The 15,987-nt window shown below is 62.1% G+C and carries 17 protein-coding genes and 1 pseudogene; 15 read left to right on the top strand and 3 right to left on the bottom strand.

The genetic code is table 11. The features are described from left to right. The 12 genes from AC1ECN_RS37165 to AC1ECN_RS37220 form a co-directional block, all read left to right on the top strand. Positions 1–529, top strand: a 529-nt coding sequence (locus tag AC1ECN_RS37165) for an ABC transporter substrate-binding protein (protein WP_477955863.1), incomplete at its 5' end; no start/stop codon positions are given. Positions 530–534: 5 nt separating this feature from the next. Next, positions 535–1,308: an ABC transporter ATP-binding protein gene (locus tag AC1ECN_RS37170; protein WP_018071607.1), complete on the top strand. Its 774-nt coding sequence runs from the start codon at positions 535–537 to the stop codon at positions 1,306–1,308. Positions 1,309–1,312: 4 nt separating this feature from the next. Next, entirely contained in the window at positions 1,313–2,107 is a 795-nt protein-coding gene (locus AC1ECN_RS37175) for an ABC transporter permease (protein ID WP_130674124.1), read from the top strand. A gap of 86 nt (positions 2,108–2,193) precedes the next feature. Continuing rightward, on the top strand, positions 2,194–3,189 hold the full coding sequence (locus AC1ECN_RS37180) for an isopenicillin N synthase family dioxygenase (protein ID WP_011655334.1): 996 nt from the start codon (positions 2,194–2,196) through the stop codon (positions 3,187–3,189). A gap of 2 nt (positions 3,190–3,191) precedes the next feature. Beyond that, on the top strand, positions 3,192–4,163 hold the full coding sequence (locus AC1ECN_RS37185; RefSeq protein WP_020397509.1) for a LysR family transcriptional regulator: 972 nt from the start codon (positions 3,192–3,194) through the stop codon (positions 4,161–4,163). A 32-nt stretch (positions 4,164–4,195) separates the two neighbouring features. Next, positions 4,196–5,548, top strand: coding sequence for a cytosine deaminase (locus tag AC1ECN_RS37190; protein WP_130673902.1), 1,353 nt, complete (start codon positions 4,196–4,198; stop codon positions 5,546–5,548). Between the two features lie 186 nt (positions 5,549–5,734). Further along, a complete protein-coding gene (locus AC1ECN_RS37195) occupies positions 5,735–5,962 on the top strand; it encodes a hypothetical protein (protein WP_245483831.1) in 228 nt (75 codons plus the stop codon). 217 nt (positions 5,963–6,179) lie between these two features. Then, positions 6,180–8,126, top strand: coding sequence for a BTAD domain-containing putative transcriptional regulator (locus tag AC1ECN_RS37200; RefSeq protein ID WP_477955866.1), 1,947 nt, complete (start codon positions 6,180–6,182; stop codon positions 8,124–8,126). Positions 8,127–8,232: 106 nt separating this feature from the next. Further along, positions 8,233–8,376, top strand: a complete 144-nt coding sequence (locus tag AC1ECN_RS37205; protein ID WP_003553391.1) for a hypothetical protein — start codon at positions 8,233–8,235, stop codon at positions 8,374–8,376. Positions 8,377–8,389: 13 nt separating this feature from the next. Continuing rightward, on the top strand, positions 8,390–9,652 hold the full coding sequence (locus tag AC1ECN_RS37210; RefSeq protein ID WP_024321738.1) for a YcaO-like family protein: 1,263 nt from the start codon (positions 8,390–8,392) through the stop codon (positions 9,650–9,652). Beyond that, a complete protein-coding gene (locus tag AC1ECN_RS37215; RefSeq protein WP_130673904.1) occupies positions 9,649–10,392 on the top strand; it encodes a TfuA-like protein in 744 nt (247 codons plus the stop codon). Before AC1ECN_RS37210 ends, AC1ECN_RS37215 begins: the two co-directional genes overlap by 4 nt. A gap of 66 nt (positions 10,393–10,458) precedes the next feature. After that, entirely contained in the window at positions 10,459–10,725 is a 267-nt protein-coding gene (locus AC1ECN_RS37220) for a hypothetical protein (RefSeq protein ID WP_011655326.1), read from the top strand. A 69-nt stretch (positions 10,726–10,794) separates the two neighbouring features. Here the strand turns inward: AC1ECN_RS37220 and AC1ECN_RS37225 are convergent. The 3 genes and pseudogenes from AC1ECN_RS37225 to AC1ECN_RS37235 all read right to left on the bottom strand — a co-directional run. Further along, positions 10,795–10,968 (bottom strand): annotated as a pseudogene (locus AC1ECN_RS37225) (helix-turn-helix domain-containing protein); the annotation flags it as partial. Between the two features lie 202 nt (positions 10,969–11,170). Then, a complete protein-coding gene (locus tag AC1ECN_RS37230; protein WP_477955869.1) occupies positions 11,171–12,007 on the bottom strand; it encodes an amidohydrolase family protein in 837 nt (278 codons plus the stop codon). Between the two features lie 77 nt (positions 12,008–12,084). Continuing rightward, on the bottom strand, positions 12,085–12,870 hold the full coding sequence (locus AC1ECN_RS37235) for an IclR family transcriptional regulator (protein ID WP_027690096.1): 786 nt from the start codon (positions 12,868–12,870) through the stop codon (positions 12,085–12,087). Between the two features lie 443 nt (positions 12,871–13,313). Here AC1ECN_RS37235 and AC1ECN_RS37240 point away from each other — a divergent pair, with 443 nt between their 5' ends. From AC1ECN_RS37240 to AC1ECN_RS37250, 3 genes are all read left to right on the top strand, one after another. After that, positions 13,314–14,048, top strand: a complete 735-nt coding sequence (locus AC1ECN_RS37240) for an SDR family oxidoreductase (RefSeq protein WP_003553379.1) — start codon at positions 13,314–13,316, stop codon at positions 14,046–14,048. 96 nt (positions 14,049–14,144) lie between these two features. Next, positions 14,145–15,422: an L-fuconate dehydratase gene (locus AC1ECN_RS37245; protein WP_477955870.1), complete on the top strand. Its 1,278-nt coding sequence runs from the start codon at positions 14,145–14,147 to the stop codon at positions 15,420–15,422. Between the two features lie 223 nt (positions 15,423–15,645). Further along, positions 15,646–15,987: caspase family protein (locus AC1ECN_RS37250; RefSeq protein ID WP_477955872.1), on the top strand; the 342-nt coding region annotated here is incomplete at its 3' end.

The raw sequence follows: 15,987 nt of genomic DNA on the forward strand, positions 1-15,987 counted from the left end.
GGCGGATATCAAGCTTATCAAGGCCGATCCCGGCGCACTCGGCCCGATGCTGATGACCGGCAACGCCGATGGCATCATCGCCTGGATGACCGACCTGACGCGCTATAGCAACCAGGGCAAGGAAGCTGGCAAGGAGATCGTTGCCCTGCCATGGTCGGCAGCCGGGCTCGAGCTTTATTCCGCATCTCTCATCGCCAGCGACGATTTCCTCGCCAAGCGTCCGCAGGTCGCCGCCCGCTTTATCGCCGCCTACAAGAAATCCGTCGAGTTCGCCAAGGCGAATCCGGAGAAGGCTGCCGCTGCTGTCACCGCCATCGTACCGGAACTCGGCTCGGAAGATGTCCAGGGTTCCCTCAAGGACACGCTGCCGTTGATCTTCAACGAGGTGACGGAGAAGGACGGCCTCGGTGCCTTCGAAACCGCCCGCCTCGCCGAAACCTGGCGCCGTGTCTCTGAAGCGCAGGACATCGATCCGGCCAAGCTCGATCCCGAAACCACGGTCAACCGCACCTTCGCCGTAGCGGAGTAACCGCCATGGCGATGCCCGCTATCCGCTTCGACAGGCTTGGACAGGTTTTCGAAACCCGATCCGGGCGCACGGAAGCCCTGCGCGACGTCAGTTTCGATGTGGCCCGGCATGAGTTTGTCTCGATCCTCGGCCCTTCGGGCTGCGGGAAATCGACCCTACTGCGCATGATCGCCGGCCTGTTGAAGCCGACGTCCGGCTCGGTAGACGTCTTCGGTCTGCCGGTGACGGCCCCGCGTGACGACATCGGAATCGTCTTCCAGAAGCCGACGCTGCTTCCCTGGGCGACTGTCGAAGACAATGTCGTGTTTCCCGCCCGCCACAAGACCGGCCGGGTAACGGCAGAGGAGCGCGGGCGGGCGGGTGAATTGCTGAGCATGGTCGGGCTTGCCGGCTTCGAGAAACGCCTGCCGGACGAACTGTCCGGCGGCATGCAGCAGCGTGTCGGCATCGCCCGCGCGCTGCTGATGGACCCGGATATCCTGCTGATGGACGAACCCTTCTCGGCGCTGGATGCCCTGACGCGCGAGGTGATGGGCTTCGATCTGCTGCACATCTTCTCCGAACGTCCGAAGACCGTGGTCTTCATCACCCACTCCGTCAGCGAGGCGGCGCTTCTGTCCGACCGCGTTTTGGTGATGACCGGACGGCCGGGCTCGATCCTGACCGAAGTCACCGTTCCCGTCGGCCGGCCACGCGGCCCTGAAACTGCAAAGGACAAGGCGATCCATGACCTCTCCGATTACCTCCGCGATCTCCTCCTCACCCGTCACGCGGCGTGAGGCCATGCAGAGCCGTACGCCGGTCGCGCTCCTCAAGCAGCTGCTGGCATTGCCGGGCATCACGATCGCCGCGGCCCTGATCGGCACGGTGCTGCTATGGGAAGCGGCGGCGCGGCTCCTGTCGATCCCGACCTATCTGCTGCCGCCGCCAAGCGCGATCCTCGGCTCGTTCTCCTCCATCGGCTTCGAGCGCTGGATGGGTCACATCGCCGCGACGTTGCGGGTGGCGCTGATCGGTTATGCGATGTCCATCGTTATCGCCATTCCACTCGCGGTGGTCATGATGCGATCGCCATTCCTGTCGCGAACGCTCTATCCGCTGCTCGTCGTAGTGCAGTCGACGCCGGTGGTGGCGATTGCGCCGATCATCATCGTCGTGCTCGGGGCCGGCGATGCGCCACGCATCGTTATCACCTGTCTCATCACCTTCTTTCCGCTCGTCGTCTCCACCGCAACGGGCCTTGCGGCAACCCCGCCGGAGCTGATCGAGCTGTCGCGAAGCCTGCGCGCCTCGGGCTTCCGCGAGATCACCCAGATACGCCTGCCGTTTGCGGTGCCCTACATCTTCTCGGCGCTGAAAATCTCGATCACGCTTGCCGTCATCGGCGCCGTGGTTGCGGAGTTCTGCGCATCCGAAGCCGGCGTCGGCTATTTCATCCAGCTGTCGACCTCCCTGTTCAAGCTGCCACAGGCCTGGGCCGGCTTGCTGGTGCTCGCCGCCATGTCGCTCTTGCTGTTTCAGGCCGTGGTCCTGACGCAGAAGCTCCTCTTTCCCTGGAGCCTGCCGAAAAACGGCTGAACCCATCCGGAGTAGAAGCAGTCGGGCCCTGCCCGGACATTGCTCCTCAACCGCCGGTTCGCCGGCATTCACGTAAGGAGAATGATATGAATATCCAGACAGACACCCTCGCGGAACTCGCCAAGGAAGCGACCATCGGCGGCATGGGCACGACCGTTGACCGGGAAATCCCCGTCATCGACCTTTCTGACTTCGACAACCGCAAGCACGAGATCGCTGATGCACTCTGGCAGGCCTCGGTCGATATCGGTTTCTTCCAGGTCTACAATCACGGCATCGCCCAGGACGATATCGACGCTGCCTTCGAAACGGCCTGGACATTTTTCGCACTGCCGGCGGAGGTTAAGGCGAAAACCCCGATGCCGAAGGGCATCAATGCCGGCTGGGAATTCAAGGCGCAGGTCCGCCCCTCCACCGGTACGCCGGATAACAAGGAGAGCTTCCAGCTCACCCGGCCGGACATGATCCGCCTCAACCTGTGGCCGAGCGAAGACGATCTTCCGGGCTTCCGGGAAAAGATGCTCCGCTTCGAGCGACAGAACTGGGAACTCGGCATGCGCATCCTCTCCTGCTTTGCGCTGAAGATGGGCTTTGCCGAGGATTTCTTCACCAAGGCGCATGACCCGTCTTCGGACCAGTATCAATCGACGCTGCGCCTCATCCATTACATGTCGATGGAAGGCGCCAAGCCGGAAGACTTCTCGTCCTGGCGTGCCGGCGCGCATTCGGACTTCGATTGCTTGACCATCCTTCACCAGAAGGAGGGCGAAGGCGGGCTCCAGGTGTGCCCGGGCAAGGATGCAGCCCTGAAGGAATGGACGGATGTTCCGCCGCGCAAGGGCTACATCACCTGCAACATTGGCGACATGCTGATGCGCTGGTCGGACGACCAGCTGCAGTCGACGCTGCACCGGGTGCGCATGCCGCGCGAGAATGAGTACATGGGCCGCCGACTGTCACTGCCCTTTTTCTGCCAGGCAAACCGCGATGCCGTCATGCAGGGTCCGCTCGGCAAATACGAGGCGATCACCGCCGGCGAATACCTGACCCGGCGCATCAACGCCAATTTCGCCAAGAAGTAACGTTGAAGATGGTCCGTTGCGGTGACATCGTGGAACAGTCAATCCGACTCCCGTCAGGCAACGGACCCATCATGCTTCATGGACGCGCGCTGCGTTATATCGACGAGGTGGCCCGACAGGGCTCCATCCGCAAGGCGGCAAAGACATTGCATGTCGCCGCCTCTGCGGTGAACCGCTATATCCTGGAGCTTGAGGAAGAGCTGCAGGCACCCATTTTCGAGCGCCTGCCGCGCGGCCTGAAACTGACGAGTTCCGGCGAGATCCTCATCCAGCACATTCGCGAGACACTGCAGGCGCATCAGCGGATGCGGGCGCAGATCCAGTCCCTCAAGGGGCTCAATCGCGGCGAGGTGGTGCTGGCGACCATGGCAACGCTCGCTGCGGGCCGGGTTGCCGAGATCGTTGCCGCCTACCGAGAAAAACATCCGCAGGTCAGCCTGCGGATCATGGTCGGCGACCGGACGACTGTTGCGGAGATGGTTGCGCTCGGCCAGGCCGATCTCGCCATTGCCTACAACCTGCCGGACGATACCCGGCTGCAACGCGCCGCCGAATTCCGCCATGCGCTGGGAGCCGTCGTCGCGCCCGCCCATCCCCTCGCAAACCGCAAGACCGTGCGCATGTCCGATTGCCTGCTCTATCCGCTGGTTCTGGCGGATCGATCGCTGTCGCTGCGCGAGGTCGTCGAGGCGACTGCCCCGGCGCGTGCCACCCTTGTTCCCGTCGTCGAGACCAATTCGATGGAACTGATGAAGCGCCTTGCCCGGACAACGCCTCACATAACCTTCCTCAACCGGCTCGATGTCGACCGCGAAATGGCGACCGGCGACCTGGTCTTCATTCCGCTGACGGGAACCGGCTCGCTGCAACGGCTCAATATCCTCCACCGCGCCCGCGGCTCGCTTTCACCCGCCGGCAGCCATTTCATGCAATTCGCGCAGGAGCGTCTGCTCGCCTCGTTCGACGAGAGCTGACCGCTCGGCAAGCCATCCGATAGAGACCCACCATGAACGATCTTTCCCTGTTTCCCAGCCTTGCCGCCCGTCTGGCGAGACAGGAGCGCATTCGTCTTGCGAAGGCGCGCGTCCCGGTCGCGCTGCTTGCAGATGACGTGCCTTGTGGTGGAGAGGTAGACCGGGACGGTTCCGCCCTCGTCGATATTCTGGTCGAGAACGGCAGGATCGCAGCGATAACGCCGGCCCTTGCCGATGGTGGCGAAGATGCAGTCGCGCTCGACGGCCGCCATGTCTGGCCGCTTCTGATCGACGCGCACGCCCATCTCGACAAGGGCCACACCATGGGACGTGCGCCCGATTCTGGCGGCACGCATCCCGGCGCGCGCGCCGCGACGACGGCGGACCGGCTTGCCCACTGGAATGCCGACGACCTCCTGCGGCGGATGGAATTCGCTCTTGCAACGGCTGACGCCCATGGCGTGGCCGCTATTCGCACCCATCTCGACAGTCACGAGGGGCAGGCGGAAATCACCTGGAGCGCGTTTGCCGAAACGCGCGAACGTTGGAAAGGCTGCATCACCTTGCAGGCTGCCGGCCTCGTGCCGCTCGATGCCTATCGCGACGACTATGGCACCCGCCTTGCCGATATCGTTGCCGTCCACGGCGGCTTGCTCGGCGGCGTCACCCGCGCCTCCGGGGGCACCCATGGGTCAGGCCTCGACGACATCGACCTGCTGCTCGACCGGTTGTTTGCGCTGGCAAAGGAACGGGAACTGGATGTCGATCTACATGTCGACGAGGCGGCACAGGCCGATGCCCTGCCGCATGTGGCGCGTGCCGCCATCCGCCACGGTTACGAGGGGCGCGTGACGTGCGGCCACTGCTGTTCGCTTGCGCTTCTGGGCGAGCAAGAATTGCGCGACACGATCGCGCTGATCGCCGATGCCGGCCTCTCGATCATCACGCTGCCAACCGTCAACATGTATCTCCAGGATCGCGAAAACGGCCGCACGCCGCGCTGGCGCGGGGTCACGCCCGTGCAGGAATTGCAGGCGGCTGGCATTCCGGTCGCTGCGGGCGGCGACAATTGCCGCGATCCGTTCTTTGCCTATGGCGATCACGACATGCTGGACACCTGGCGGCAGGCGGTGCGCATCCTGCATCTCGACCACCCTTACGCGGATGCGCCCGCTCTTGCCGGCCCGGCTCCCGCTGGCATCATGGGCATCGACGCCGGTACGATCGGCGTCGATCGTCCGGCAGACCTGATGATCCTGGAAGCCTGGAGCCTCGACCAGGTTATCGCCCGTCCGCACTCCGACCGCGTCCTCCTCCGCAAGGGGATCTTCGCCAACAGGACATTGCCCTCCTACAGCATGCTCACAGATTTCCAGACCGCGTGAGCCGCTCTCTAGGGAGCAAAAAAAGGGACTGGCAAAGCCCGCCGGTCCCCCTTGTCTGTTCAGTCCCGATGTCCCCTATATGACCGCCGATACCAGACCTCCCGGTGCTGGGGCCGCTTTCCGTGCCTGGATCTTCCTGAACAGGAAGAAGTAGAGCTTGATGTACTGGCCGACAGGATCGCGTTGATGGGCATCGTCAACTTAACGAAGGGTGGACTTCGCTGTGAGATCGTTAAGTTTACGATGCTCGTACCACTTTCCCGCGAGATAAAGGCTGAGCATATCGTCACCGAGCATGGCAATCCGGCCGATTGGCGCCGCTTCGCCCGGCGTTCGATCGAGCCATCAAAGCGCTCGGACTACACGGTGGCTGCAATTCGGTCGAGAACAGCCCGTGATACGGACCGTCAATAGCTCAATAACCTGCCGCCAGGGAACGCAAACCGTATCCTGATGACAGTGTTGATCAAGCATCCCCTGCGCGAGTGACACGCGAATATGCAAATATTCGACGAAATTTCTGCTTTTTAAAGCAAAACCGCTATGCGTCGGGCTCTTATGGCTCTAACATGTCTTTGATTGGCCGGTGCGCTTGTGCGCCTTGGCTTTCAGGGGTGAGAACCGAGATGCGATGGACATCCGGAAGATGCTGACGAACAGGCTGTGCCTGCTCGGAAGACCGCGATTGCTGGCGGCGGGGAAGGAACTCCCCTTGCCGGAGAAGTCTTATTTTCTCCTCGCCATGCTCGCCGCCGAACCCAATTTCGAACTCGACCGCGAAACCGTCAGGCGACAGCTCTGGCAATCGGAGCTGCCGGAAAAACGAGCCGGCAGCCTGCGCCAGCTGCTGGCGCGCATCGAGCAGAGCGTTCCCGCCGGCCTTCCACCGCTGCTTGCCGCGACCCGTACCCATATCGGCCTTGCCGATGGCTGGGAGGTCGACGTTCATATCCTGAAACAGAAAGGACCGCTCGCACCCGAAGACGGCGGCCTGTTGAACGGCGAATTGCTCGAAGGCGTCAAATCGCCGACGCAGGGCGCCGAGGACTGGCTGACCTATGAGCGCCAGCGTGTCGATGAACTGCGCTCCACCCATCTCACCCGGCTGGTCGAGATATCAGAAGACAGATCGGATGAAGAGCAGGTCACGCTTGCCAGGCGCCTGCTGGAACTCGATCCTGCCAGCGAGACGGCCTATCGCGCCTTGATGCGCACCTATGTCAGGATGAACGATCCGGCAGCGGCGCGTCAAGCCTATCTGAAGTGCAAGAGCCAGTTGAAGGACGACTTCGACACCGAGCCGGAAGAAAGCACCACCGCTCTTGCCCGCGAACTTAACCTGGTGCCGGCAGCACAGGCGACGTCGGGACATCCCCAGTCGGCGCTTAACCTTTCCGTCGGTCCGCTTGGTCAGCCGCGTATCATCATCCTGCCGCCAGAAAGTATCTTCACCGATCCGCTGATGGAGCGCGTCGGCAGGGCCCTTCTCGAAGACGTCACCATCGGCCTTAGCCAGCAGCGCGGCTTCAAGGTGATCGCGGCGCATACCAGCCTGGAGATCCTCAGCCGTTCGATCGATCCGTCGCGCGCCGTGCCCGGTCCGCTCGACCTCAGTTTCGACTATGCGGTCTACGTCACCATCCAGGGCCGCGACGAGGATGTCTTTGCGACCTGCCGGCTGACGCGGACAACGACATCTGAGGTAATCTGGGCCATCGAACTGCCGCTGGTCATGCAGAAGATCAGCGAATCCTTCGCGCATCTGACGCGGCGGATCGTCTCGTCGCTCGCCGACACGATCGAGCGTCACGAACTGGCGATACCGATCGGCGAGGCGCCGCCGTCCGCCTACCGTCTCTACCTGGAAGGCAAGCGGCTGATTGCCCAGACCGATCTGCAGCATCTGCGCCAGGCGCGCAAATGGTTCAAATCCTCGCTCAATCGTTATGAACATTTCTCCGCCGCCCATGCCGGCATGTCGCGCGCGCTCGGCATGGAATGGCTGATCCGCGGCATGSGGGACAAGGAACTGCTCGACGAGGCGAACGGTGCTGCCCGGCAGGCGCAGCAATCCGACCCGAACAGCGGCCGGGCTTACCGCGAGCTCGGCTTCGTGGCGCTTTATCGCCGCCGCTTCGACGAAAGCCTGGAATATTTCCAGCAGGCCCAGGATCTCAATCCCAACGATGCCGATATCCTCGCCGATTTCGCCGACGCGCTATCCCATGATGGCGATTTCGATCGAGCACTGGAGCTCAGCCGTGCTGCCTTCAAACTCAATCCGCTGCCGCCAGACTATTATTACTGGAACCTCGGCGGCATCCACTTCATGCGCGAAGAATATGAAATGGCGATCGAGGCGCTGGAGCCGGTGAAGGCGAAGCAGGCAACAGCCCGTCTGCTCGCCGCCTCGCATGCCATGGCAGGCGATACGGGCAAAGCCAGGAATTACGCCAGGGTGGTGCTGGAAAACTTCCCCGATTTCCGCAGCGAGGAGATCCGCCATTTCGTCCCCGATCGCGATCCCGCCTATACGGAACCGCTGATAAAGGGCCTGCAACTTGCTGGTCTTCCCTGATTGCACGGCCTTTTAACGAAGCCTGTAACGCTTAAATGACGGAGGCAATGTTTCTTTCCGATGGTTAACGGCAGCAAGGCGCTGCCCAACCAATCGGAGATGGAACATGAAGACGAATGCTGAAACCACCGCAGCTCAGACACAGTCGCTGCGCTTTTCTGCCGCCGCCAGGGCAGCCCTGAAGCAGGACGAACTCAACGTTTCCGCCAATGCGCTCGAGAGCCTGACGCATGCGCTGAGGTTCCGCTAAGGAACAGATCGTTATGTCCGCTTTCACCGACCTTGAAACGCTTGCCGGTGACCTTAAACGATCATCGGCCGGTGTCAGCGATTATCATGACCGCGCGGTCACGCCGGCTCAGACCCTCGCGGCCATCAGGCCGCATCTGCGCGAATTCGGCATCACGCGCGTCGGTCTGCTGACAGCACTCGACGTCTTGAACATCCCCGTCGCCTTCGCAACGAGGCCGAACAGCCATACGCTCTCGGTGTTTCAGGGCAAGGGTATCGACAATGATGCCGCCATGACCTCGGCGGCGATGGAAGCGGTCGAGACGCGGATCGCTGAAATTGCCCCCGCCGACCTGACGCAGGCGACGGTCGACAGCATGCGGGCGGAGCATGCGGCGATGATCGATCTCGACAATGTCGCACGCTGCGCGCCCGACGAGATCGGCAGCAGTCCTATTGCCTGGTGCACGGGGCTCGACATCCTTTCCGGCAGCAGCGTCTTCGTGCCCTGGTGGCTCGTCGGACTCGACCATCGCGGCGAGAGGCCGGCGGGCTTCGAGCAGTCGAGCGATGGGCTCGCCTCCGGCAACACGCCGTCCGAAGCGGTCCTGCATGGGCTTTGTGAGCTGGTGGAGCGCGACGCCTGGGCCTTGACCCAGCTGAAATCGCCTGAGCGGCTGAGGGAGAGCCGGATCGACCCCGCCTCTTTCGGCGATGCGGTCATCGACGTCATGACCGACCGGATCACACGCGCCGGCATGAAACTGCTGCTGCTCGACATGACGACGGATATCGGCGTTCCCGCCTTTCTGGCCGTCATCATGCCAGGAAATCTTTCCGACCGTGTCGACGCGCGCTGGTCGCATGTCTGCGGTGGCTGCGGCTGCCACCCCGATCCCGTGCGCGCCGCGCTGCGTGCCATCACCGAAGCGGCGCAGAGCCGGCTGACCGCGATCGCCGGCAGCCGCGACGATTTCTCGCCGCGCATCTATCAGCGGCTCGACCGGAGTGCGGCGATGCAGCAGGTGGTCGAACTCTGCGAGGGCGATGGCCGGATGCGCTCGTTCCAGGCCCGCCATCGCCGCCCGGCGACGATCCAGGAATCCATCGGCCATATCGCCGACCGGCTGACGGCGACCGGCATCGAGCAGATCGTCGTCGTGCCGTTTCCGCATCGAGCCCTGCCGATCTCCGTCGTCAGAGTGATCGTGCCGGGACTGGAGGTCGATATCTCAGGCCAATACATTCAGCTCGGCATGCGCGCGGTCAACACCATAAGAGGAGCTGAATCATGAAGGTGCTGTTCGTCGGCCCGAGCCTTGGCAGTGATCTTGCCGCGGCAAGAGCCATGTCTCCTTGCATCGATTTCCGGCCGCCGGCCGCCGCCGGCGACATCCTGAAGGCCGTTCGGGACGGCGCCACCGCGATCGGCCTCGTCGACGGCTATTTCGGCGATCTGCCTTCGGTCTGGCACAAGGAAATATTGTACGCACTCGAACATGATGTCGCCGTTTCCGGCGGGGCCAGCATGGGGGCATTGCGGGCAGCAGAATGCGCCCCCTTCGGTATGGTCGGGCTCGGCTCGATCTTCGAAGATTACGAGTCCGGACGGCTGCTCGACGATGAGGCCGTCGCGTTGGTGCATGCGCCGCAGGAACTCGGCTGGCTGCCGCTTTCCGTTCCGTGGGTCGATTTCGAGCCGACGATCGATGCGCTTTACGCCAGCGGCGAGATTTCGCCCGGCGAGCGCAAGAAGCTGTTGCTGGCCGGCCGGTTTCTGCATTTCTCCGAGCGCACCTATGCGAAGGTGGCCGACGAGTGCCATTTCCGCAAGCCGCGCCGCGACCATATCCTCGCCGCCATCCGCGGCAGCCGCGTCGAGCGCAAGCGCAACGACGCGCGACTGGTGCTGGACTGGCTGCGCCGGGATAAATTCCTCCCCGTCAACCGTGACTGGCGCTTTGCCGCGACCTCACATTGGGAGCTTCTGCATGCCGAAGTCACGCGCAATTCGGTTCCTGTAACGCTTGAATAACGGTCGCGGCGGAAAGATGCAGCACAGTTGGAATCGTAGGGTTCCACGACCAAAGAGGCGGGAACGATGTTTGATCAATACAACGAGGGTACCGGCAGCGAATACGCAAGGATCTTCCGGCTGCTGTCGGCAGCCAAGGATGAGGCTGAAAAGCTTCAGCTGCGTAACCTGATGCACCTGACGAACATGGCGCTGCTGCAGGTCGTCATCGATTGGGACGGCATAGATCCCGACAGGGAGCTTGACGTCAATCTCGAGAAACTGCTCGGCAGCAAAGCCAAGATCGCAATGAAGGATGCCAGCGAGAATCTAATCCTGATCGATCGCCATTGAGCCCGATCGATTGCTATTGATCCTCATGCCTAATGCCTCATGCGGTCCGTTGGGATCGCGTGAAGGACCCTATTCAGCCGCTTCAGAGTCCAACTGTTCGGTGTGGGCAATCGCCTGGACGAGCTTCAGGATCTTCTTGCGAAGCGCTTCGTTCTTGATCGAAAAGAACGCCGCATTGAGAGCCACGCCTTCACGCGAAATAACGAATTCGTCGCTCGGAGCGGGGTTGTTGCTTCTTTCATCTCATTTTCCCTTCTGAAGGCAGCGGACAAGGGGGTATTCGCCATATCCGTGTCAACAACTTTTAGCCGAGATAAATAAGGCTAGCAATTGCTTGCATGTAGATAGCGTTAAGGCCGAAAATCGGGCGTTTTTTGTCCCGGAATGGTACAAAAAACATGCCGAAATGGCACGACCAGGAGACCGGTCGCTTTATTTTGTGACGTCAGAGCGACCAGAGGCGCTGTGCGTTGGCGAAAAGCAACTTCGAGCGCTCTGCCTCGCTCACGCCGGAAAGCATCGCATGGGTCGCCGCGACCCAGGTAGAGAGGCCGCCACCGAGCGTGCAGACCGGCCAATCGCTGCCCCAGACGACGCGGTCCCAGCCGAAGCTGGCGATCACATGTTCGATATAGGGCCGCAGCGTTTGCGCCGTCCATGTCTTCGCCTCGGCATAGGCGACCACGCCGGAGACCTTGCAGACGACGTTCGGCCGCCGGGCAATCTCTGATATGCCGGCCTTCCATGGCTGGAAAGCATCAGAGCGGATATCCGGCACGCCGCAATGGTCGAGCACGAACTGCACGTCGGGCGCAAGATCGACAAGGGCGGTCACACGGCCCGCCTGATGCGGCAATGTGCAAAGGTCGAAGGTCAGGCCGCTGCCGCTGATGCGCCTGATGTTTTCGCGAAACAGGGCGCCTTCGGAGACATCATCAGGCACGACATGCAGCACGCGGCGGAACCCCTTGACGAAGGGATCGGCCTTTTGCCGCTCGAGATAGGCGGCAAAGCCTTCCTCTTCCGGCCGGCAGGAGACGATGGCGCCGGTAATCAGACTGCCTTCCTTGTTGGCGATGCCGGCGACGTGATTGGTCTCGGCCTGCATGGCGGCGGGATCGACGTCGACCTCCATATGCAGCGCCGTGGTGATGCCGCAGCGCCGGGCCTCAGCCGCATAGGTCTCGTAGAGGAAATCATGATCGAGTGCGGGCACGCCAGAGAGCCAGGGATAAGGCAGGGCCGATCGATCGATGATGTGCAGATGGGTGTCGATGAACACGCTCTTCTCCTCCCAGAGTGGTTTTGCGGCAAACCTATTCCTGGTGAATGGATTGTTCAAATAGAAATTCTTAGGCCTCAGGCGGGGTTAACGACATCGGCGCCGGCAAGCAGCGAAAGCTGGGCGGCGGTCTTCTGCACCAGTGTGACCGCCTGCGTGATGTCGGGAGCGGACGGCGCGTTGACGAGCGCGATAAAGGGGCAGGTGAGGGCGGCGATACAGCGGCGGTCCGGTCCAAGAACGGGCGCGGAAAGATTGTAGACGCCTGATGTCTGGGCGCTCGCCATCATCTCGTAGCCTCGCTCGCGGATCTGGTGGAGACGATCGTAGAATTCGGCCCCGAGTTCGATGTCCGAGCGGCTACGCACATGTTCCGAGATCATCATCTCCCGCTCCTCCTCGCTGCGGAAGGCAAGCAGCACATGTCCCGAGCCGGTGTCGAAGAGGCTGATATGGGCGCCGATGCGGATCGAGAACCCCCAATAGTCCGGCGCCTCCTGCTGGGCGATGACGACAGCCGCGCCACGATCGAAGACGGCAAGATGATTGGCCTGGCGCGTGCGCTGGGCAAGATCGCGCATCAGCGGCGTGGCATAGGAGGCGAGCCGGCGCACCGGCGCGTGCAGTTGGGCAAGACCGAAGAGCTTCAGTGTCAGCGAATAGCGGTCGCCATCCAGCCGAGTGACGTAACCGCGGCGCACCAGCCGGTCGAGCATGCGGTAGAATTCGTTGGGGCTGCGGTCGAGCCGTTTGGCGATTTCGGCCTGGGTGAGGCCACTGTCGACGCCGGCGAGCAATTCCAGGATATCGAGGCCCTTGTCGAGGGCAGGAGCGCGGTAGCGGTCGGACTCGTCGGTCTCCATTCCTTCCTCCTGTGAATATTATTCTGCATATACGCAGAACTGCAGCCGGAAAAGGAAAACTTCGCACTTGACCCTTGGCCAATCGTCTGTTTGTCTATAAACAGACAAATCATCACTGAAAAAGGTCGATCGAAAGCGAACGACTGAGGTACCGAAGGCGCCCCGAGCGGCAGGATCATAAGCAAGCCGGGGACAGGGAGGAAGACCGTGCAGCGCATGGGAATGGTCATCGACCCTGCCGCCGGCGGAGATCGCCAAAATCGCAGCCAATCGGCTGAATCTCCCGCTGATCTGCCTGTGCAACAGCGCCAACTCCTCCATTTAACGCAGAGAGCCGCGCACCTGCGGAAAAAGACCGGCGCACTCCATCACGACCGAGCTTCGCCAAGACATCAACCGCACTCCATCGTCCAGCGTAGACAATTCCAGAAAAGGCCCGTGACATGACAAACAGACTTTCCGGCAAGACCGTTCTCATCACCGCCGCCGGTCAGGGCATCGGCCGGGCGACGGCGGCAGCCTTTGCCGCGATCGGCGCCAAGGTCCACGCGACGGATATCAACACCGAGGCGTTGGCGACGCTTGCCGCGGAAACGGGCGTTTCCACCCATAAGCTGAACGTGCTCGAAGAGGATGCGGTCAAGGCCCTCGTCGCCGAGATTGGCGCCGTCGACGTGCTGTTCAACTGCGCCGGCTTCGTCCATGCCGGCTCGATCCTCGAGATGAAGGATTCCGATCTCGAATTCGCCTTCGACCTCAACGTCAAGGCGATGATCCGCACCATCCGGGCCGTGCTGCCGGGCATGATCGAACGCAAGGACGGAGCGATCATCAACATGGCCTCCGTCGCCTCCAGCATCAAGGGCGTGCCGAACCGCTTCGCCTACGGCGTCACAAAGGCAGCGGTGATCGGGCTCACCAAAGCCGTCGCCGCCGATTATGTCGGCCAAGGTATCCGCTGCAACGCCATCTGCCCCGGCACGGTGGAAAGCCCATCGCTGCAGGACCGCATGCGCGCGCAGGGCGATTACGATGCGGCGCGCGCCGCCTTCATCGCCCGCCAGCCGATGGGCCGGCTCGGCTCACCGGAAGAGATCGCCGATCTCGCCGTCTATCTCGCCGGAGCGACCTACACGTCGGGCCAGGCGATCGCCATCGACGGCGGCTGGACGATCTGATTTCAGCTGGTGCGGCCGGCCCGGCAGTCTTGCCGGCCGGCCCGGCCACTGCAATCGGCTCTATATAATCGGCCCATATAATCGGGAGGAACAACCATGACCCGCATCACCGACCTTCGTGTCTTCGATCTCCGCTTTCCCACGTCGCAAAGCCTGGATGGATCCGATGCGATGAATCCCGATCCAGACTATTCGGCCGCCTACGTCATTCTCGATACGGATGCGCCTGATCTTGCCGGCCACGGCCTGACCTTCACCATCGGCCGCGGCAACGACATTTGCTGCATGGCGATCGAAGCGATGCGCCACCTCATCGTCGGCGCCGACCTCGCCGAGGTTCTCGCCCATCCCGGCACGTTCTGGCGGCATCTGACGAGCGATAGCCAACTGCGCTGGATCGGCCCGGAAAAGGGCGCCATTCACCTGGCGACCGGCGCGGTCGTCAATGCCGTCTGGGATCTGCTCGCCAAACAGGCCGGCAAGCCCGTCTGGCGCCTCGTCGCCGAGATGTCGCCGGAAGAGATCGCCGATATCGTCGATTACCGCTATCTCACCGACGTGCTGACGCGCGCTGAAGCGGTCGAGATCCTGAAGCGCGCCGAGGCGGGCAAGGCGGAACGCATCGCCATCCTCGAAAAGGAGGGCTACGCCTGCTACACGACCTCGGCCGGCTGGCTCGGCTACGGCGACGAAAAGCTGCGCCGCCTTTGCCAGGAGGCAATCGACGCCGGCTTCAACCATATCAAGATGAAGGTCGGCCGTGATCTCGAAGACGATATCCGCCGTCTGAGGATTGCCMGCGAGGTGATCGGTCCCGATCGTTACCTGATGATCGACGCCAACCAGGTCTGGGACGTCGGCCAGGCGATCGACTGGGTGAAGGCGCTCTCCTTCGCCAAGCCCTTCTTCATCGAGGAACCGACAAGTCCCGACGATGTCGCCGGCCACCGCAAGATCCGCCAGGCGATCGCTCCGGTGAAGGTTGCGACCGGCGAGATGTGCCAGAACCGCATCATGTTCAAGCAGTTCATCGCCGAGGGCGCGATCGACATCGTGCAGATCGATTCCTGCCGGATGGGCGGGCTGAACGAGGTTCTGGCCGTGCTGCTGATTGCCGCCAAGTTCGGCCTGCCGGTCTGGCCGCATGCCGGCGGTGTCGGCCTCTGTGAATATGTGCAGCATCTGTCGATGATCGATTACGTCGCGGTGTCGGGGACCAAGGAAGGCCGCGTCATCGAATATGTCGATCATCTGCACGAACACTTCCTCGACCCCTGCCTGATCGAGAACGCCGCCTACATGCCGCCGACCCTGCCGGGCTTCTCCATCGAGATGAAACCGGCCTCGATCAGCAACTATACGTTTCGAGGTTAAGGAAACTTCGCCGGGCGCATGTTAAATTCCTGATTTCGACAGTCTTTCTTGTCGACGATGGGCTTCCAATCTGACGGGACTGCTCCAATTGACTTGGAGGCGGCGCAGCTTGCTTTTTAGAGCGCCGAGGAATAGTTTTGGACTGTGAATGCGGAGGGGGCCGAGCACCAGCAGGCCAGCAAATTTTATTGAACTTAGACAATAGAATGTTTGCGATCGAGCCATGCCCAAGTTTCACCACTTCAAGAGACTGTGCGCTTATCTGCTGATCGTCGCGGCAATGCTGCTATCGATCGGCACGGCATTTGCCGCCATCACAGAAGAGAGCGGACGCCGCGTCGCCCTCGTCATCGGCAACTCGGTCTATAAGACGCTGCCCTCGCTTCCCAATCCTGCCAATGACGTCGAACAGGTCGCAAGCACGTTGCGCGCCGCCGGTTTCGATGTGACGATCGGTGTCAATGTCGACCGCATCGGGCTCGAGGATACGGTGCGCCGCTTCCTGCGTTCGACCAGCAATGCCGAGGCCGGCCTGATCTATTATTCGGGCCACGGCATCCAGGTG

The organism is Rhizobium sp. 01N447_2 (assembly GCF_056399245.1).